This is a genomic window from Parendozoicomonas sp. 2304DJ65-17, assembly GCF_058148445.1.
In genome coordinates, this window is sequence record NZ_JBYVJV010000001.1 from 925,266 (window position 1) to 943,821 (window position 18,556).

Consider the following 18,556-nt stretch of genomic DNA (forward strand, 5'->3'; position numbering starts at 1 on the left):
CCTCTGCATTCTCACCTTCTGTATCTCCACAGGCTCATCATGGGACAGATTCACCTTGCCCAGCCGATGCTGACACTCAGCGCCATGCTTCTATTAGCAGTGATTATTATGATGGCGCTGCAGCGTTGTCGCTTTCCTTACACGGTTGGCCTAGTAATAGCCGGGTTAATTACTGGCCTGACTACAGACTATTTCGAACCTCTGGGCAGCCAAAGCGCTAACGCCATCCGCAGTCAGGTCACCCTCAGCCATGACCTGATACTTTATGTGCTGCTTCCGCCACTTGTTTATGAAGCCAGTCTGGCTATGGATGTGCGCCTGCTGCGCAGGAACCTTGCCCCGATTTTACTGCTGGCAGTGGTTGGTCTGCTGATATCAACATTTATCGTTGGCTATCTGGTGAGCTGGCTGACACCTCTTGCACTGCTCCCGGCATTGGTCTTTGGAGCCTTAATTTCTGCAACAGACCCCGTTGCCGTCATCGCTTTATTTCGGGAAGTGCGCGCGCCAGAGCGGTTATCACTGTTAATGGATGGTGAAAGCCTGTTTAACGATGCCACTGCCATCGTATTGTTTCAGGTGATGCTGGGGCTGGTTGTTGCCCCGGTGATTAATGATTCCACGGTCATCTCAGCAATATGGGATTTCCTGCGAATATTTCTGGGTGGAGCAATCGTTGGTGCCATTATCGGATTACTTATCTCCATGCTTGCCAGCCTGCAGACCGATGATCGTATGGTTCAGATTACCCTCTCCAACGTTGCCGCCTGGGGCAGTTTTATTCTGGCAGATCATTATCTGGAATTATCAGGAGTTATGGCCTGTGTCGCCGCTGGGCTGGTCAGCGGTTATTACGCCCGAACCCGCTTAGGCAACAAGGTACTTATGGCTGCCCAGAGGTGGTGGTCTTATGCAACATTTCTGGCAAACAGTTATGTCTTCCTTTTATTAGGGTTGCAGGAAGAGCTGTTGCTGAAACCAAAAGCAATTCTTTCCCTGCACTGGCTGTTTGTTGCTATCGGAGTTGTTCTGGTGGCGCGCTTAGCTGTTATTTATTTGATCCTTCCGGGATATAACCTCTTTGCCAGAGCAGGCCAACATATAAACAACGGCGACAAACTTATTATGTTCTGGGGTGGATTACGGGGAGCCGTGCCTATGGCTTTGATACTGGCACTCGGACCAGACTTCCCGCAAAGAACCATGGTATTCAATATGACGCTGGCGGTAATTCTCTGGACTCTCCTCGTTCAGGGAACAACCATGAAGCCGCTATTAAAACGTCTTCTCCCGAGCAACAAAACCAGCTAAAAGCGGGTAAAATGGCTGTTTGCATTTAAGAATCCAGATTACGGCATGTCCCGACAGCGAAAATCTCAAAGTTCACGAAAGCCAGTCAAAAGCCACGGGGGTGCAGGAAAACTGCGCATTGTTGGCGGAGAATGGCGCAGTCGACAACTACCAGTTGCCGCAGTTGAAGGGCTGCGACCCACTCCAGACAGAATTCGTGAAACCCTCTACAACTGGCTGACCGGTTGGGTTGGCGGAGCCCGTTGCCTTGATGCATTTTCAGGAACTGGCGCACTTGGTCTTGAGGCTTTGTCTCGCGGGGCAGAACACACGACATTCCTTGAATATTCCCCAACAGCTGCAAGAATGCTGAAAGAAAATCTGGATACCCTAAATTGTAAGAGTGCGAATGTTATTCACACTGATGCATCTCTATGGCTCACTAAAAAATCAGCTGCACCTTATGATCTGGTTTTTCTTGATCCGCCATTTAACAAAGGTTTTGTCGCACCGGTGTGTCGCTTGCTGAACGACAATGGCTATTTGTCAGAGAATGGGCTGGTTTATATTGAGTCAGAAATCGGCCTTGGACAACCAGATGTGCCAGATCACTGGCAACTATGGAAAGAGAAAACTGCTGGACAGGTTGCCTGCCGCCTCTACCGAATGTCCTAACTTTTACATAAAAATAAAAACCTGAGGTAAATATTACGATGAAGACCAGTTTCTCCCCCGCATTATGGCTGCCCCACGGTCATATGCAGACAATCTGGTCTCCACTGTTTCGTAAACAGGAGATCCCTGAACGTAAGCGGGAGAAGCTACTGTTACCTGATGGCGATTTCATCAATCTGGACTGGTTTGGCCATAACGATTCCAAACCTTTGACCATTTTGCTCCACGGTCTCACCGGCTGCTCTCAATCAAAATATATCGTTGGGTTGCAGCACTCTTTGGCAGCTTTGGGAATGCCCAGCGTGGCTATGAACTTTCGTGGCTGCGGAGGTGAACCTAATGATTTAACGACGGGCTACCACTCCGGCATCAGCAGCGACCTGAAACTTGTTATCTCCGCATTACGAGAGCGCTTTCCCGGCAGAACATTTATGGCGGTTGGCTATTCGCTCGGGAGCAGCGTGCTGCTGAAGTACCTTGCCGAAGAAGGCGAGAACTCCCATCTCAACGCCGCCGTTGCTGTCTCAGTACCTTTTGAACTTGGGCAATGCTCTCTACGGATTAATGAGGGCTTATCTCGCGTCTATCGGGACAGGTTCCTGAAAGATATGGTCGACTATATAGAAACCAAGAAAGTCCATTTTCAAAAGCAGGGCTGGCATGACCGGCTACAAACTCTGAATGCCCTTGGAAGCATGGATAACTTGAAAACGTTTCATGAGTACGATGATCAGGTCACAGCTCCTCTCCACGGCTTTAATGGTGTAGAGGATTACTATGAGCGTTGTAGCGCCAGAAATCATCTTAACCAGATCAAAACCCAAACCTTGATCCTTCACGCCCACGATGACCCCTTCCTGTTCCCCCACTCCATACCGGATAAATCTGAACTGAGCCCTTGCACCCAAATGGAACTCACTCAAGGCGGTGGACATGTTGGCTTTATAAGTCGGAATGGTCTGAAACCTGTTTACTGGCTGGAGCAGCGTATTCCTGTTTTTTTGGTAGAACAAGGCTCCATGTAGCCCCAAAAGGCCACAACGAACAACAAAGATTCATCTAATCTTTTTCTTAAACCAATTTTGATTGTTTAGGGAAAAGATTGTCATGGAAAGACAGAGCCGCCAGAGCGCCTTCACACTTATAGAACTCATGATTGTTGTCGCCATCATCGGCATTTTGGCAGCCATCGCTATTCCTGCCTACCAGGAAAATGCCGTGCGCTCGAAGGTTGCCGAAGGTTTACAACTGGCCAGTGGCGCCAAAACAGCCGTTATTGAATTTTTCTCCGTGAATGGCGGTTTTCCAGGAGACCCCAATGTGCAGGGGGTTGCTGGCAATACCGTTTATTACTCCTCCAATACCGGCTCTGTTAAGCAGATTACCTGGTCTCCTACCCGAGTCGCTCTTGAAGTCTGGTTCTCCGCAGAGGTTGCAGCGGACATGAATGACAAAATCATTTGGCTCAAGCCTGTGGTGGACGCTGATGGCGGCCTTAGCTGGACCTGCATGAGTAATACTGATCCGCTGTATAGCATCGACAACCCGGCCTATCTGCCTGCCAACTGCCGATAAACAGCTGATTACGAAAATCTCAAGGTGGCAGAGCAGATGAAGCAAGCAACATCCAGAAAAGCGTCAGCCTTTACATTGATAGAGCTGATGATCGTTGTTGCGATCATCGGCATCATTGCCGCCATTGCAGTACCTGCCTACCAAACCTACACCGCCCGTTCGATTGTGGGTGGAGAGCTGATTCCTCAATTGAAGAAAGTGGCAGGTGATGCGACTGAATACTATTCAGTGAACGGTTCTATCAGTGGTTTCTGCCAAAGCATCTGTGTGGATGACTGCAGCTCTCAGGGCGTCACTGTATTGAACGGCACAGAGTTCATGGACAAAATGCGTTGCTGGCCAACAACCACAACAAATTCGCCCTTTCATCTGGCAGCGGTTATCCATCCGGATAAAGCTCCCAGTGACGCGCCCATTGAATCCCGGGTTGTTATGTTTCCTACAATCAGCAACGGCTCCATTGAATGGCACTGTGGCTATCACACCGGAACAAACCTGAGATTTCCCAAAAAGTACCTGCCAGCAGAGTGCCGCAGTAACTACGTAACAAGCACTGTGACTATCCATGTGGATGGAGTTGATGTGACCAGTGACGGTATGCTTATTGAGTAACGGTTAGCAGCATTTATACCGCTACATAATACTCATTAAGCAATTGCTGGAAGTCTTCCCGGTAATCTGGCATTACATAGCTTTTATCAAGCATAAGCACCTGATAGATGCCACGATGAATTGTATTTCTGGAAAACTCCTCATCAGTGCGGGAAGCAATAGTTGCCCCCACAAATCCTACCCAGGACACCAGCACCATCCAGGAGTTGAATATCAGGGCTTCCATATCATGGTCTTCGATTTCACAGAAAATACCTGCAGAAACCATCAACTGGTACAGCTGTTTCATGTGAAGAATCACACTTTGGGACAGCTCCAGCATTCCATTTCTTAACTGTTCATTTTCTGTGAGCAGATATTCAATGTCTTTGTAAATAAAGCGGTAGTGCCACATAAGCTGCACCACGTCTTCCAGCAATTGCCTTTTATCTTCTATGGTGAACTGTTTTTCAGGATCGAAGGTAAGCATTTTCACGGTTTCAAGGGACAACTCGCCAAACAGCGCCTGAATGATCTCTCCCTTGTTTCGGAAGTGGTAGTACAGGTTGCCCGGAGACATCTCAAGAGATGCGGCAATGTGGTTTGTGGATACAAGCCTTTCACCCTGAGAGTTAAACAGCTCTCGGGATGCTTCCAGAATACGGGCTTTGGTTTTTCCAGCCTTACCTGTGCTCATGAATCTCTGATACTTCACTGATACGGAGTTGCGGATGCATTATCCATTTACATTTTAGAGTTACTACTCTAAATTATCCAGCACACAGGGTAAAACAACAACAAGACCCATATCGCCTTTATAGTTGCAGCATTCCTACTACATTGGCGCTCAGAGTTGGAGGAAATTACTATGGCTACCGCCGTTGAAACCATGACTGCTGCTCAGGAAACAAAAGATTCCCTGCGTCCATTACTGGAACGACAGCAAAAAGCCTATCGTGCTGACCCCATGCCTTCTAAAGCAGACCGCATTCGCAACCTGCAGAAGCTCAAGAAGGTTATGATGGACAATCAGGATGCCATTATCAAAGCTATCAGCGATGATTTTGCAGGCCGCTCACCAGAAGAGACCCTGCTTGGCGAACTGATGCCTATCGCCCAGGACATCAACTATACCTGTAAGAAGCTTGGTAAATGGATGAAACCCAGCAAGCGTCATGTGGGTCAGCATCTCCAGCCAGCCAAAGCTGTTGTGCATTACCAGCCATTGGGTGTTGTTGGCATTATGGTGCCCTGGAACTACCCGGTTCAGCTCGCAGTGTTGCCAATGATTGGCGCATTGGCTGCAGGTAACCGCGTTATGGTGAAGATGTCTGAGTTCACACCATCAACGGCAGATCTGTTTGCCAAACTGATGAAAGATAATTTCCCGGAAGACCTGATCTGCGTTGTTAACGGTGATGCCGGTGTTGCTGCAGATTTCAGCAAGCTTCCTTTTGATCATCTGCTGTTTACAGGTTCTACCCAAGTTGGCCGTATTGTTATGCGCGCCGCAGCGGAAAACCTGACCCCTGTAACCTTGGAACTGGGTGGTAAATCTCCTGCGATTGTTGCCGACGATATTGATCTGGAAGAAGCCGCAGAACGTATCTGTTTTGGTAAGTCTTTTAACGCTGGCCAAACCTGTGTTGCTCCAGACTACATCCTCTGCCCAAGAAACAAGCAGGAAGCCTTTATTGAAGCCTACCGCAAAGTCTTCAATAAGATGTACCCCAAGCTTTCCAATAACAGTGATTACACTAGCATTGTGAACGATCGCCAGTACCAGCGTTTGAACAAGCTGGTTGATGATGCCAGAGAGAGCGGTGCCGGTATTCACGTGATTGGTGAAGAGAATGTTAACGACGGCAGCCGTCGCATGCCTTTGCATATTATTACCGATGCCAGCGAAGATCTGGCGGTTATGCAGGATGAAATCTTTGGCCCGGTTATGCCAGTCGTGCCTTACGATTCAATGGACCAAGCACTGTCTTACATAAACGACAGGCCTCGTCCGCTGGCTCTGTACCTGTTCAGTCATAACAACCAGTGCCAGACAAAGGTTCTGGAGGGAACTCACTCAGGCGGCGCCTGCATTAACGAAACCCTGCTTCACGTTGCAGTAGACGATATGCCATTTGGCGGCATTGGTCCTTCCGGCATGGGTCATTACCATGGTCACGAGGGATTCCTAACCTTCACAAAAGCCAAAGGCACATTGGTGAAGGGCAAATTTAATGCGGCCAAGTTTATGTATCCTCCTTATGGCGGTGTACTGGGCAAGATCGTATTCAAATTATTCGTTCGATAGGGCTTCGTGCCGCAAAGGACGGACAAAACACGAAAAAAGCCCTGCCAGATGCCGCAAGCCTTTGAGATTATGAACGGTTCAAAGGCTGCGGCCTCTTTTTGATGAGCAGAAAACCTGGATTGAGCCATTGTGTTTATTCAGCCGTACACAGGTCATCAGGAACATAATAAATATGAATAAAAACACCTCTGCCGAGAAAGCCTCAGGCGGTTTAAACCCCTCCTTAGACAGGCGAACTTTTCTGAAAACCGGCCTGATTGGTGGAGCGATTCTCTCCACAGCAGGCGCAACTCTTTCTCTTGCCGGATCAGCACCAGCTACTAAAGCCAGTGGCTACGCATTTTTTGCAGACACTGATATCCCGTTTATCAGGGCTCTTTTTCGGGGAATCATCGGCAATGCCATTCCTAACGAAGAAACCTTGATGATTGGAGTCAGAGATCTGGATAGGCACAGCGCCAAGCTGTCCCCAGAACTGCAGAAGGTTCTTCGGCTGTTGTTCGATGTTGCCACCATGCCTTTAACCAAAGGTCTCGCAACAGGAGTCTGGAAAGACTGGGATAGCCTGACCACTGAGGAAGTTTACGCCTTCCTGAATCGCTGGCAGCACAGTCGCCTCTATCTCAATCGTATGGCTCATGCTTCCCTTGTACAGCTGACGTCTATGTCATGGTATGGAATGCCAGAATCTTTTAAACACTCCAATTACCCTGGAGCACTTTACCCGAGCGTTCTGATTACAAAACCTAATAACTATTGATTGCTGTCGTATTCAGCGGGGGATTTATGGCTATTAAAGATCTGTTTGCAGAAGGCGTGGCCAGTGGCTGGAAGGTTCATAATGCATCGCGCCTTGAGAAAAACACAACGCTGGAAGCTGATGTTGCCATAGTTGGCACAGGCGCTGGTGGTGGCACAACTGCGGAAATACTGGCAATGGCCGGTTTCAACGTTGTCATGATTGAGGAAGGTCCGCTCAAGTCATCCAACGATTTTAATATGGATGAGCGGGAAGCCTACGCAACGCTTTATCAGGAAGCAGTTGGACGACTCAGCAAAGATGAAGCCATTACCATTCTACAGGGGCGCAGTGTAGGTGGTTCAACAACTATCAACTGGACATCCAGCTTCCGCACCCCTGAACCAACTTTGGATTACTGGACATCAGAACTCGGCGTAAAAGGTACATCAGTTAAAGAGATGGCTCCCTGGTTCGCAGACCGGGAAGAACGTTTGAATGTTCATACCTGGGAAGTGCCGCCCAATGCTAACAACAGTATTCTGCAAAAAGGTTGCGATGCTCTGGGTTACGAATGGAAGATGATTCCCCGTAACATCTCCGGCTGCTGGAATCTCGGATATTGCGGAACAGGCTGCCCAACCAACGCCAAGCAATCCATGCTGGTGACAACCATTCCTGGTGCTCTGCAACGAAACGCAGAACTACTCTTCCTTGCCCGCGCTCATTATCTGCAGCATGAAAATGGCAAAGTGAGTGGCGTTGTTTGCCAGGCTATGGATAAAGACTGTGTTAAACCAACCGGTAAAACCATTACAGTTAAAGCCAAACATTTTGTGCTTTCCGGTGGCGCAATTAACAGCCCCGCTGTGTTGATGCGATCAGCAATTCCTGATCCTTACAACATTGTTGGTAAACGCACATTCCTGCACCCGGTTCCCATGACAACCGCCGTTATGCCAGACAAAATTGATGGTTACTACGGCGCGCCTCAATCTGTTCACAGTGATCATTTCCAGTGGAAAGATGGTGTTACCGGCCCTATCGGTTACAAACTGGAAGTTCCGCCTCTGCAACCAAAACTCGCAGCTGCATTGTTCCGGGCCAGAAGTGAAGACCTGGCTGACAATATGAGCCTGTTGCCGTATATGAACGTGACTCTTGCACTGCTCAGAGATGGCTTCCATGAACAGAGTCAGGGCGGCAGAGTTGAACTGCGCAACGATGGCAGTCCGGTTCTTGATTACAAAATGAACGAATACCTGTGGGATGGAATGCGTCGTGCGATGCTGTCTATGGCAGAAATCCAGTTTGCCGCCGGTGCCAGTACAGTTCGCCCTCATCACTATGGCGCACCGCACTACAAGAGCTGGAAAGAAGCCAAAACAGGCATCAGTGAGTTAAACCTCAGAGAGTATGACACTCTGATTGGCTGCGCCCATGTCATGGGAGGCTGCCCAATGGGAGAAGATCAACAACGCTCTGTTGTAAACAGCCTTGGCGAACATCACCTGATGGATAATCTTTCGGTTATCGACGGTTCGGTGTTCCCCACCAGCATCGGTGCCAACCCGCAACTCTCGGTCTATGGTCAGGCTGCACGGATGGCTACAAACCTTGCCGAAAGGCTCGGATCACCGGTAATTACCAGAACTTAACTGGTAATACGCAGACAGATGGTCTTGTGCAGAAGCCTAGGGTTGGTTAGCATCGCTGGCTTTGCCAGTATTTATGTCGACCTCAGTAGTAAGTGAACGAGAGGACTTGAAAGCCTTGATGAGAACAGTTATCTACCCGGGAACATTCGATCCGATTACCCGGGGGCATTGCGATCTTGTAGAGCGGGCTTCCCTGTTGTTCGATCGGGTGATTATTGCGGTTGCCGAAAGTCCCAAGAAAAAACCTTTGTTTGATCTTGTGGAACGTGTAGATCTAGCAGAAAAAGCAACCGCGCATCTGGACAATGTTGAAGTTCAGGGGTTCAGCAACTTGCTGGCCGATTTCACTAAAGATGTTGGTGCCGGAGTTATTCTGCGCGGCCTGCGTGCGGTATCGGATTTCGAATATGAATTCCAGCTGGCTAACATGAATCGTGTTCTGGCTCCGAATGTAGAAAGCCTGTTCCTGACACCTTCAGAAGCATTCTCCTATATTTCTTCTACTTTGGTGCGGGAAATCGCCTCGCTGCATGGCGACGTTTCCAAGTTTGTTTCTCCGGAAGTGGAGCAGGCTCTGAAAGTGAAGTTTGGCAGCCCTGAGCGCGCATAAAGCTCTGAGCATATAAGTTTTAGAAGAGTGTTATATGGCCCTGAAGATTACTGACGATTGCATTAACTGCGACGTCTGCGAACCTGAATGTCCGAACAGTGCAATCTCTCCAGGCGAAGAGATCTATGAAATTGATCCTACCCTGTGCACAGAGTGTGTTGGTCATTACGACGAACCTCAGTGCCAGATGGTTTGCCCTGTAGACTGCATTCCAAAAGACCCTGAGAACGAAGAAACTCAGGATGAACTGATGGAAAAATACAATATCATCACTGGCAACGCCTGATGATATGCAAAAGCCGCCTGCTCAGGCGGCTTTTTATTTGAAGGGTAAATATTTACGCGCTTTCCTGAACATGGGCTTCTTCTTCGTAATACTTTCCCCACTCCATCAAACCGTAAATCACCGGCCGTAATGTTTTGCCCAACTCCGTTAAACGATATTCCACTCTGGGTGGAACTTCCGGGTAAACTTTTCGAGCTACCAAACCATCTTCTTCAAGGCTGCGCAGCTGAAGTGTCAGCATCCGCTGAGTCACCCGTGGCATAAGCCTTTTCAGCTCACTGAACCGCAAACATTCCAGCTCCAGAAGCTTGTAGAGGATGACCCCCTTCCACTTGCCACCTATAGCGTTCTGCGCCACTTCAACAGGGCATGGTCTTTTTCCACTGGCATAGTCTTGCTCAAGCGCTTCTTTGTTCATACTTCATGAGCTTCAGGTTATTTCTTTAGTATAAAAATGATACTTAAATACATTTCTTTATACTACCTCACATTTCTGTGCTTTCTTCCTTATTTATCCTGAAAAAACTAGACTCCATGACTAACCACTGTTGTATATGGTCCGAGTTATGAAATCCGCCCTGCGCCAGCAAATCATTGATGCTTTTAACTTCCGTCATGCCTGCAAAAGCTTTGACACTGAGAAAAAGATTTCCACAGAAGACTTCAGCTTTATTCTTGAAGCTGCACGTCTTTCGCCAAGCTCTTTTGGTTTTGAACCCTGGAAGTTTCTGGTTATCCAGAATCCTGAACTCAGGGAAAGACTGAAACCTTTATGCTGGGGCGCACAAGGGCAATTCCCGACTGCCAGCCACTTTGTAATCATCCTTGCCCGTAAAGAATCCAGCATGCATTACGGTGCCGATTACATTCAGAACCATATGCGCCATGTGACTCAGTTGCCTGAAGATATCATCAAGATGAAAGGTGATTTCTACAAAGAGTTCCAGACAGATCATTTCAAACTGACAGAATCTCCTCGGGCCATGTTCGACTGGTCCTGCAAGCAAACCTACATTGCCCTCGGCAATATGATGAGCGTTGCGGCACAAATTGGTATCGACTCCTGCCCCATCGAAGGCTTTGATCGTGCACCTCTGGAGGAGCTGATGGAAAAAGAAGGCCTGCTGGATACCAATGAGTTTGGTGTCAGCGTTATGGCAGCTTTCGGTTACCGGGAAAACGAGCCATTCCCTAAAGCCCGACACAGTGAAGATATTGTTGTGAAGTGGTACGAGTAAATCTTCTAAAGGCACCAAAAGGCCATCAATAGATGATGGCCTGTGGTGTTGTTAAAAAACAGCTATCAGATAATCTGATTCAGTTGAACATGGAAGGTTTTAGCAACGGCCTGTTTAGCAGCTCGAGCCCGTCTAAGGCTGCTAAGTTCATACTCTGCAGAGCTTATTAAGCTGCGACACTCAGTAAGCATGTGAATCATACCTTCATCACGGGAAGACTCTGCCTCTTTTTCCAACTCTTTAATATCGTTACTCAGCGCCTTAAAAAGATTATGTGCTTCTGACTCAGTCATAGTAACAAGTCGCTTGGCCAACTTGGCTCCACCTTCACCAAAATGCTGCAAAGTACCGCCAACAACTTCCAGCTCTGTAAGAGCCTTTGCTTCATGCTGATCAAGGCTCCTTAATAAAGAACTAACTTTACCACTATTCAGGTTGCGGGCTTTTTGAGCCGCCTCAGATAAACTTTTTTTCTCCACTACGAGGGTTTTGATAAAAGTAAAAAATTGCTTGATAACAGAAACTTTGCACTTAGCTAACAGCCTTTTCTGTGCTCTAAGCTCTTCACCTGAGAGTTCTTTCTTGGCCTGAGGCTCAACAGTGAAACTTCTGTTTCCGAAGTTGTAAGTTGTTTCTTCACTAGCCTGTGACAAAGGCTTCATTTCAAATGAATTTGTTCTTGCGACATCCGTTGTAGTTTTCAACATAATTCAACTCCATGTGTGTATTTAATTTATTTGATTTAAGTTAAATTATTGTTGCTTTTGATAATCTCTCCATTAGACCAAAGTCTTGAGGTACTCCATTTTGAGCCGACGGTACTGATCCTCAATTCCATACCGTCAGCTCTAAGTCTTATTGCAGCTACAGCCAATCCGTCAGCAGAATTCCAAGGCTAATACGGTTTGAGCTGGCGTTATAATCAATCAGACTCTCGCCATAGCCATTAAAGTACTGCACATACCCCCGCAGCCGCCCCCAGAAGGGGAATGACCAATCCAACTGAACTGCACCTTTGTTCTTATCCCAGCTTCTGAGGTTGTTACGAAACAACATACCAAAGTTATGCTCTCCCCATTTATAGCTGGCTAGCAGCTCTCCGTATCCCATGTATTTCCAGATATCCGGGTTATCATCACCTTTGGGATCATCCGGTGTTTTCTTTTTATCTTCTGGAAGGCGGTACCAGGGTTTGATACCCCAAGCGAAGTTATCGTTTTCAAAAATGAACTCGGTATAAATTCTGTTCCAGCTGCGCGAAAGCTCTTTCGTCTGCCCATTGGATTGATGGGCGATGCCTACATTCATCATTCGTAGATGAGAACCCAGTGCCGGTTTATTCATGGGAAAGCTCAGAAAAATTTCCGGCTGATGATTTGTTTCCCGAAACGGACTGGAGATATCTTTGTTATAAGCCTGCCACCAGGAAGTCATAGTGTAGCCAGCCTTCAGATCGGCCAGGCCCCAAATATCCTGCATAAGCGGGATGGCGATACTGATCTGAAACTTAACCTCTACATCATCCAGATCCCGGTTTTTAACATCGAACTGCTCATAGGGTCTGGTATAAGGTTTGTGCTTGTACGACACAGGGAGAATATAATTACGATCCAGTGGCGTAATGACAAAATCCTTATTCTCTGTTCGCTCCTGCTGCCGCATCCGAATATCAATTGGCGACAGATGTTCCTGCTCAGGTGTTGGTGGCGGGCTGATCGAGTCTTCACACAGCACCAGAGAAGACAAACCAAGCAAAGCAGGTAATACCAGAAGTGATCGCACAGTTGTCATAACAGCAACCGGAACCTTACAGATAAAGCCCTAGAGAATAGTCACAGCTTTCGAATATGGGGCTAATCTGAATGTATTCTGTTTTCCGGAGCACAGGGACCGTGCATTCACATTTGATAGAGCTGTTTAGCAGCCCGACATTCCTCCGCGAAATTGCTAATCAATGCGAAGAACTTGGCCGCTTTCTTAATCTCCCAAAAGAGTCCATAAGCCAGTGCGAACTTGAGGAAATAGAGGGAGAACACAGCTCCTGGGTTGGGCTGCTCAACGTCACGACTACCAAAGCTAGAAAGCGACTGATTCTCAAGCTGTCACCTGCGGGCTATGGTGAACACGAGGTACTCTTTCATCAAATTATAAAAACAGACAGCAATGTACCAACCACTCCGGTACTCGCCTTTGGCACTCTGGAAGACGATACCAGCTTTTTGATCATGCCCGATCAAACAGACACTCACCGCCAGCTCTTTAACGCTGTGCAAACATTTACCGGTTCACGCATCAGCCATTCCCTTCAAACAACAGTGATTAAAGCTCTGGCTACTTTCCATAAAGCTATGGAATCACTCGTTGAACATGCAGGTTATCTTGGAGCTGGGCGATACCGAGACCTGCCCAGACCTTTACTGGAATACGTGACCATCTGCAGCGAACTTGTAGCGGAGTTTCCCGAACGCATACTTCCGCCAGAAGATCACCAGCAAATAAAACAACTTTTGCCTCTGGCTGTTCACTACTGGGAAACATCTCTACGAAAGAGGTTAAGGAGTAAGCAAGGGCTTACAATCTGCCATGGTGACTGTTTTCTTCATCATTTCTGGATGCCAGAGAACAGCCAGCAGGAACCTTTGCTATTTGATTTTGATCTGGCAACTCTCCACAGCCCAACCTGGGATCTGGTTACCCTGCTTTCTACCGGAAACTTTCCTGATATTGAGCGAAGCCTGAAGACCTATCATCTCCATGCAGCCTTGGGCACACCATTTGATGAGTTTAAGGAAGAGTTTGCCTGGTTATCCATCTGCCAGCTTTACCATGTGCTGGCAGATAGAGAGAGGGGATGTGATGAATTGTTATGGAAAGATCGCCTGAAGAACCTTTTGAGATTCAGCGAGTTGATTAGCCTACCCGCCTGATGCCTTTGAACTTACCAGAGCTGTCGTAGCTGATCTCAAACCGGCCATAAATGCCGTGATGGGAAACAAACTGGGCAATGATATCAAAGGGTAAACTGATACTGGTTCCATCATCGGCAACAGCCCGCACCCGCTCCTTCTGCCGCTTGTAGAACTGAAGAACCTGATCAGAGTTAAGGTTGATGGATACTATCGACTTACGCATGCAACATCCCTGCTTTCTGGCTATCCACGGCCGCTATTTCCAGCGGCCACCCATTAATAATAGAAAACCAGTAAATGCATGAAAATTAACGTAATTTTCGAACTCTAAACTGCCTTCCCTTGATCTTGCCACTCTGCAGGCGTTTGAGGGCCCGATTGGCCACAGAACGCTCAATCGCCACATAAGCGCAATAATCAAAGATATCGATTTTACCAACATGCTTACCGGGAATGCCGGCATCGCCGGTCAAAGCACCAAGAATATCTCCCGGGCGCACCTTGTTTTTCTTCCCGCCATCAATATTCAGCGTGACCATTGGAGGAAGAATCTCTGCATCCTGCTCTCTCAGCTCGGCCAGATTGCCATATTCCACCGGCCGCATCTGGTAAGCCTCAATATCTTCAATTTTGTACTGTTCTTTCTCGGTGTACAGACTCAGCGCCAAGCCTTTTTTACCGGCACGGCCGGTACGACCAATACGGTGAACATGCACTTCAGCATCGCGGGTCACTTCATAATTAATTACCGCCTGCAGGTCTTTGATATCCAAGCCTCGTGCGGCAACATCAGTAGCCACCAGAATTGAACTGCTCTTATTGGCAAACTGCACCAGAACACGATCACGATCCCTCTGATCCAGATCGCCATGAATAGCCTGAGCATGGAACCCTTCGTCACATAGAGCGTTCGCAACATCCTGACATTCAGCCTTTGTATTGCAGAACACCACACAGGATTCTGGCTGATAGTGCCCCATCAGTTTCACCAGAGCGTCCCGACGGCCAGAACGAGAGGTTAGGAAGAAGCGCTGCTCTATAACGGAGTCGTCATGGTGAGATTCCACACTTACCTCAACAGGCTTTTTCTGGAACTCACGACTGATTTCCTTAATGCCTTCCGGATATGTGGCGGAGAACAGCAATGTTTGACGATTGGATGGAGTCTGACTGGCAAGATCGGCGATAGCATCACGGAAGCCCATATCCAACATACGGTCCGCTTCATCCAGAACCAGAGTGGAAATATCGTTCAGCTTCAGAGTGCCTTTGCAGGCATGTTCCTGCACACGCCCCGGTGTTCCCACAACAATATGGGCACCATGTTCCAAAGAACCAATCTGCGGGCCAAAAGGCATACCGCCGCAAAGAGTCAGCACCTTAACGTTGTGGGTAAAACGAGCCAGACGACGCAATTCCTTGCCTACCTGATCCGCCAGCTCACGGGTTGGACACAAAACCAGAGCCTGTACGCGATACTTACGCACATTCAGGTTGGACAGCAGGCCGATACCAAACGCGGCTGTTTTACCACTACCGGTTTTCGCACGGGCGATAAGGTCCTGCCCCTTCAGAACATGAGGAATACTCTGCTCCTGAATGGGTGTCATGGTCTGATACCCAAGGGATTCCAGGTTGGCAAGCATATCTCTGGACAGTTCCAGAGAAGAAAAGCGGGAGTCAGACATGATGTTTGGTCAGGCAGGAAAACAAGGCGGGCAATGGTAACAGCTCTGCAGCTGCAGTAAATCCTGTATCATCCGTCGAAAATACGTTTTCTAAGGATTATTTATGTGGTGGCGCATTGCTTTGCTGTCTCTTGCCTACCTGGTTCTGGGCGCTCACTTTCTCCGTTTTGGCAACAGCCTCGTAGCGATAGCTGTAGCACTTGCCCCCTGCCTGCTATTTGTTAAACGATCCTGGGCTGTTTCTTTTCTACAAGCCGGGCTGGTAGCGGGAACGTTTCTGGTTTGGCTGCCAACAACTTACCGCCTGATTTATATACGCATGCAGTTCGAGCAGGATTGGATCCGAATGGCGTGTATTCTGGGGGCGGTGATGATTATCACCCTTATAACCAGCATTCTTTCAGGTGACCTGAAAAGGCATATTTCATAATGTCTCGGAAAGGCGGAAGCGACAACGTCCTCTCCGCCTAGAGTCCGGCATAAAAACTTAAGAAGTTTGCACTTCACCTGTCGTATTTGAAACGGCGTTTTTATTATCCATCCAGCGATGTAACCACAGGCCTGAAGCTTTCATCAGGTAGCCAAACAGAGCCCCGACTAGCAAAGAAGGTATAACTAGCTTCCAGTTACCGTCAGCTGCGAAGGTGGCACAGGAACCAATAAATGTTCCAGGAATAAAACTGAGCCAGCTCTTCTTCGCCTGAATGCACATCATAAACGACACAACAGCGGTAATAACGTAACCAAGAATCTCAAGGCTCATAACAGAAGACAGCTGGATAATTACAACTGCCCAGAATACGCCACTGAGGTTGGTCAGCATGCTCAGGCCAAGCCCTTTCACACCATCAACAGGTGAGGCGAAATAGGTTGTACAGCCAAGGAAGCCAGCCCAGGTGAGCAACCCCAAAGAAATGGAAACCCACCCCCAAAGTCCGGAGAGTATTCCTGTGGTTAGAGCTATTGCAAAAAGAACGGACATAACAATTAAATTAATTTTGTTTATTAAATAACCGTTTTATCGTTCATCCCGTTTCACAACAATACGCGCTTTACATACACAAAACGCGTAACTTACTTACACCCCGCTAACACAGACCTGGCTTTTTCCAGAACTAGCGGAGGAATCTCGTGCTGGCCATCAAAAGCCACAAATTCACCGGAATAGCCGTTATCCACAAGTTTCTTATACAGATCCTGCCCATACTCAAATCCCAGAACAGGGTCCTGCCGCCCGTGGGACTGCAGTAATGCCAGTGGCTGAGAGTTATTAAGTAATGAGTCCAGTTGGGCTTCTGCTATCAGGTTTCCGGAGAACAACCAGAGCGCTTTTATACGATTACTCAGCTGCGGGGCGATATGAGAGCTGATCATGGCTCCTTGAGAAAACCCGCCAACAATCACATTGTCGTATTCTGGCAACAGCTGTTCTATAAACTGCTTGCCCAGTTCAATAGACTTTTGAAACTCTTCAGAATTCTTGTTTTTCAGGTTTCTGGGAGTTCCGGTCATCATGGCGACCTGAAACTCGGCCATATCAATGGGAAACCATGCCCGACCTCCGCCTTCAGCGGTTAACCAGCCATCAGGGAAAAGCCAGTCACAGCTTTTCTCCGGATCGAGATAATCAGAAATCCCGTATAGGTCTGCCATAGACGCGCCATAGCCATGAAACAAAACAACACAGGTTTTGCTTCCATTGCGTGAGCGATTTTCCAGAAACTTCAGTGGTGCTGTGCTCATAATTATTCTCCAGCGCGACTTTAAATTGGGGATACAAAAAAGCCGGACACTCATCCTACATCAGTAGAACCGGCCCGGCTTTTGTAACAGCTCTGACTTATGCCAGTGAACGGAAGCCTACCGCTTCACGCAGCTGCTTCAGGAAAGGTGCGGCTTCTTCACGTGCTTTGTCTGCCCCTTTCTTCAGCTCTGCTTCGATAAAGGCAGGGTCAGCGATCAGGCGATCATACTCTTCACGTGGGCCTTTCAGCTCTTCGTTCAGATACTCAAACAGTTCCTGCTTCAGAGCGCCCCAACCAGCACCTTCTTCGTACTGCTTACGCTTGGCTGCAATCTCTGCTTCGTCTTTAGCAAAAGCGGAGAAAATCTGGAACAGACTGCAACCTTCAGGATCTTTTGGCTCACCCGGCTCAAGGCTGTTAGTTACAACCTTCATAATGTATTTGCGGAATTTCTTCTCAGGGCAGAACAGCGGAATCACATTGCCGTAGCTCTTACTCATCTTACGGCCGTCAAGACCACTCAGAACCGCGTTATTCTCACCAACAACGGCTTCTGGCAAAGTGAAGTAATCGCCTTTGTAGATATGGTTGAAACGGGCACCAATATCACGGGCCATTTCAATATGCTGAACCTGATCACGGCCAACTGGTACACGGTTGGCGTTGAACATCAGGATGTCCGCAGCCATCAGTACCGGGTAGCCATACAAACCCATGGTAACAGCCTTGTCAGGATCATTACCTTCCGCCACGTTGGCATCCATTGCCGCTTTGTAAGCGTGAGCACGGTTCATCAACCCCTTGGCTGCCATGCAGTTCAGCATCCAGCACAACTCTGGAATCTCAGGAATATCGGACTGACGGTAGAAAGTCGCGCGGTCAGTATCCAGCCCTAAAGCCAGCCAGGTAGCGGCAATATTGCGGGTAGATTCATGGATCTGCTCAGGATCCCAGCAGCCGATGATCGCGTGATAATCAGCCAGGAAATAGTAGGACTTGATATCGTCCCGGCGGCTTTCTTCAATGGCCGGCCGGATAGCACCAACATAGTTGCCCAGATGGGGAGTACCGGTGGGCTTGATGCCGGTCAGGGTCTTGATTGTGCTCATGGAGAACCGTCTGTCTCAGTATCGGCACAGAGCATGGATTTACTCAGGCCTGCAAAGGTTCAGGATTATAAGGAACCTCAGGTTTACAGCAATAGTTAAGCAGCCCTGTGCTGGCAAATCACCAAACCAACCTTT

At 48.1% G+C, this 18,556-nt stretch carries 22 protein-coding genes; 13 read left to right on the forward strand and 9 right to left on the reverse strand.

What is annotated here, in order from left to right; all coding sequences use genetic code 11:
- Positions 1–39: 39 nt before the first annotated feature.
- The 5 genes from ACY2RR_RS04155 (at position 40) to ACY2RR_RS04175 (ending at position 4,152) form a co-directional block, all read left to right on the forward strand.
- A complete protein-coding gene (locus ACY2RR_RS04155; protein ID WP_490106884.1) occupies positions 40–1,311 on the forward strand; it encodes a cation:proton antiporter in 1,272 nt (423 codons plus the stop codon).
- Positions 1,312–1,356: 45 nt separating this feature from the next.
- Complete coding sequence (gene rsmD, locus ACY2RR_RS04160; protein WP_490106885.1) at positions 1,357–1,965, forward strand: 16S rRNA (guanine(966)-N(2))-methyltransferase RsmD; 609 nt, start codon at positions 1,357–1,359, stop codon at positions 1,963–1,965.
- 38 nt (positions 1,966–2,003) lie between these two features.
- Positions 2,004–2,990 (forward strand): hydrolase, encoded by a 987-nt coding sequence (locus ACY2RR_RS04165; protein ID WP_490106886.1) that lies wholly within the window; start codon positions 2,004–2,006, stop codon positions 2,988–2,990.
- Positions 2,991–3,072: 82 nt separating this feature from the next.
- Positions 3,073–3,540: a pilin gene (locus tag ACY2RR_RS04170; RefSeq protein ID WP_490106887.1), complete on the forward strand. Its 468-nt coding sequence runs from the start codon at positions 3,073–3,075 to the stop codon at positions 3,538–3,540.
- 36 nt (positions 3,541–3,576) lie between these two features.
- On the forward strand, positions 3,577–4,152 hold the full coding sequence (locus tag ACY2RR_RS04175; RefSeq protein WP_490106888.1) for a prepilin-type N-terminal cleavage/methylation domain-containing protein: 576 nt from the start codon (positions 3,577–3,579) through the stop codon (positions 4,150–4,152).
- A gap of 13 nt (positions 4,153–4,165) precedes the next feature.
- Here ACY2RR_RS04175 and ACY2RR_RS04180 read toward each other — a convergent pair whose 3' ends face one another.
- Positions 4,166–4,828 (reverse strand): TetR/AcrR family transcriptional regulator, encoded by a 663-nt coding sequence (locus ACY2RR_RS04180; protein WP_490106889.1) that lies wholly within the window; start codon positions 4,826–4,828, stop codon positions 4,166–4,168.
- A gap of 156 nt (positions 4,829–4,984) precedes the next feature.
- Between ACY2RR_RS04180 and ACY2RR_RS04185 the strand changes: the two genes are divergently transcribed.
- The 5 genes from ACY2RR_RS04185 to ACY2RR_RS04205 all read left to right on the forward strand — a co-directional run bounded on the left by ACY2RR_RS04185 (position 4,985) and on the right by ACY2RR_RS04205 (position 9,732).
- Positions 4,985–6,439, forward strand: a complete 1,455-nt coding sequence (locus tag ACY2RR_RS04185) for a coniferyl aldehyde dehydrogenase (RefSeq protein ID WP_490106890.1) — start codon at positions 4,985–4,987, stop codon at positions 6,437–6,439.
- 172 nt (positions 6,440–6,611) lie between these two features.
- The gene (locus ACY2RR_RS04190) at positions 6,612–7,199 is read left to right on the forward strand and encodes a hypothetical protein (RefSeq protein WP_490106891.1); all 588 of its coding nucleotides are present in this window, start codon (positions 6,612–6,614) and stop codon (positions 7,197–7,199) included.
- 26 nt (positions 7,200–7,225) lie between these two features.
- Entirely contained in the window at positions 7,226–8,836 is a 1,611-nt protein-coding gene (locus ACY2RR_RS04195) for a GMC family oxidoreductase (protein ID WP_490106892.1), read from the forward strand.
- Between the two features lie 118 nt (positions 8,837–8,954).
- Positions 8,955–9,446 (forward strand): pantetheine-phosphate adenylyltransferase, encoded by a 492-nt coding sequence (gene coaD / locus ACY2RR_RS04200; protein WP_490107051.1) that lies wholly within the window; start codon positions 8,955–8,957, stop codon positions 9,444–9,446.
- Positions 9,447–9,480: 34 nt separating this feature from the next.
- Positions 9,481–9,732 (forward strand): YfhL family 4Fe-4S dicluster ferredoxin, encoded by a 252-nt coding sequence (locus tag ACY2RR_RS04205; RefSeq protein WP_490106893.1) that lies wholly within the window; start codon positions 9,481–9,483, stop codon positions 9,730–9,732.
- Positions 9,733–9,784: 52 nt separating this feature from the next.
- Here ACY2RR_RS04205 and ACY2RR_RS04210 read toward each other — a convergent pair whose 3' ends face one another.
- Positions 9,785–10,150, reverse strand: a complete 366-nt coding sequence (locus tag ACY2RR_RS04210) for a winged helix-turn-helix transcriptional regulator (RefSeq protein WP_490106894.1) — start codon at positions 10,148–10,150, stop codon at positions 9,785–9,787.
- A 148-nt stretch (positions 10,151–10,298) separates the two neighbouring features.
- On the opposite strand from ACY2RR_RS04210, the gene ACY2RR_RS04215 reads away from it, so the two are divergent.
- Complete coding sequence (locus ACY2RR_RS04215) at positions 10,299–10,970, forward strand: NAD(P)H-dependent oxidoreductase (RefSeq protein ID WP_490106895.1); 672 nt, start codon at positions 10,299–10,301, stop codon at positions 10,968–10,970.
- Between the two features lie 65 nt (positions 10,971–11,035).
- Here ACY2RR_RS04215 and ACY2RR_RS04220 read toward each other — a convergent pair whose 3' ends face one another.
- Positions 11,036–11,677, reverse strand: a complete 642-nt coding sequence (locus tag ACY2RR_RS04220; RefSeq protein WP_490106896.1) for a hypothetical protein — start codon at positions 11,675–11,677, stop codon at positions 11,036–11,038.
- Positions 11,678–11,834: 157 nt separating this feature from the next.
- Positions 11,835–12,761: a phospholipase A gene (locus ACY2RR_RS04225; RefSeq protein ID WP_490106897.1), complete on the reverse strand. Its 927-nt coding sequence runs from the start codon at positions 12,759–12,761 to the stop codon at positions 11,835–11,837.
- 101 nt (positions 12,762–12,862) lie between these two features.
- Between ACY2RR_RS04225 and ACY2RR_RS04230 the strand changes: the two genes are divergently transcribed.
- Entirely contained in the window at positions 12,863–13,897 is a 1,035-nt protein-coding gene (locus ACY2RR_RS04230; protein WP_490106898.1) for a phosphotransferase, read from the forward strand.
- Here ACY2RR_RS04230 and ACY2RR_RS04235 read toward each other — a convergent pair.
- Positions 13,881–14,102, reverse strand: coding sequence for a DUF2835 family protein (locus tag ACY2RR_RS04235; RefSeq protein WP_281646991.1), 222 nt, complete (start codon positions 14,100–14,102; stop codon positions 13,881–13,883). The two genes, ACY2RR_RS04230 and ACY2RR_RS04235, sit on opposite strands and share 17 nt — an antisense overlap.
- Before the next feature lie 85 nt (positions 14,103–14,187).
- The gene (gene dbpA / locus ACY2RR_RS04240; protein ID WP_490106899.1) at positions 14,188–15,567 is read right to left on the reverse strand and encodes an ATP-dependent RNA helicase DbpA; all 1,380 of its coding nucleotides are present in this window, start codon (positions 15,565–15,567) and stop codon (positions 14,188–14,190) included.
- A gap of 103 nt (positions 15,568–15,670) precedes the next feature.
- On the opposite strand from dbpA, the gene ACY2RR_RS04245 reads away from it, so the two are divergent.
- The gene (locus ACY2RR_RS04245) at positions 15,671–15,997 is read left to right on the forward strand and encodes a hypothetical protein (RefSeq protein ID WP_490106900.1); all 327 of its coding nucleotides are present in this window, start codon (positions 15,671–15,673) and stop codon (positions 15,995–15,997) included.
- A gap of 57 nt (positions 15,998–16,054) precedes the next feature.
- Here the strand turns inward: ACY2RR_RS04245 and ACY2RR_RS04250 are convergent, their stop codons facing one another.
- The 3 genes from ACY2RR_RS04250 to trpS form a co-directional block, all read right to left on the reverse strand.
- Positions 16,055–16,549 carry a DUF1097 domain-containing protein gene (locus ACY2RR_RS04250; protein ID WP_490106901.1) on the reverse strand — a complete coding sequence of 165 codons (495 nt, stop codon included), beginning with the start codon at positions 16,547–16,549 and terminating at the stop codon, positions 16,055–16,057.
- 92 nt (positions 16,550–16,641) lie between these two features.
- Entirely contained in the window at positions 16,642–17,310 is a 669-nt protein-coding gene (locus ACY2RR_RS04255; protein ID WP_490106902.1) for an alpha/beta hydrolase, read from the reverse strand.
- 97 nt (positions 17,311–17,407) lie between these two features.
- Entirely contained in the window at positions 17,408–18,421 is a 1,014-nt protein-coding gene (gene trpS / locus ACY2RR_RS04260; protein WP_490106903.1) for a tryptophan--tRNA ligase, read from the reverse strand.
- Between the last annotated feature and the right edge of the window lie 135 nt (positions 18,422–18,556).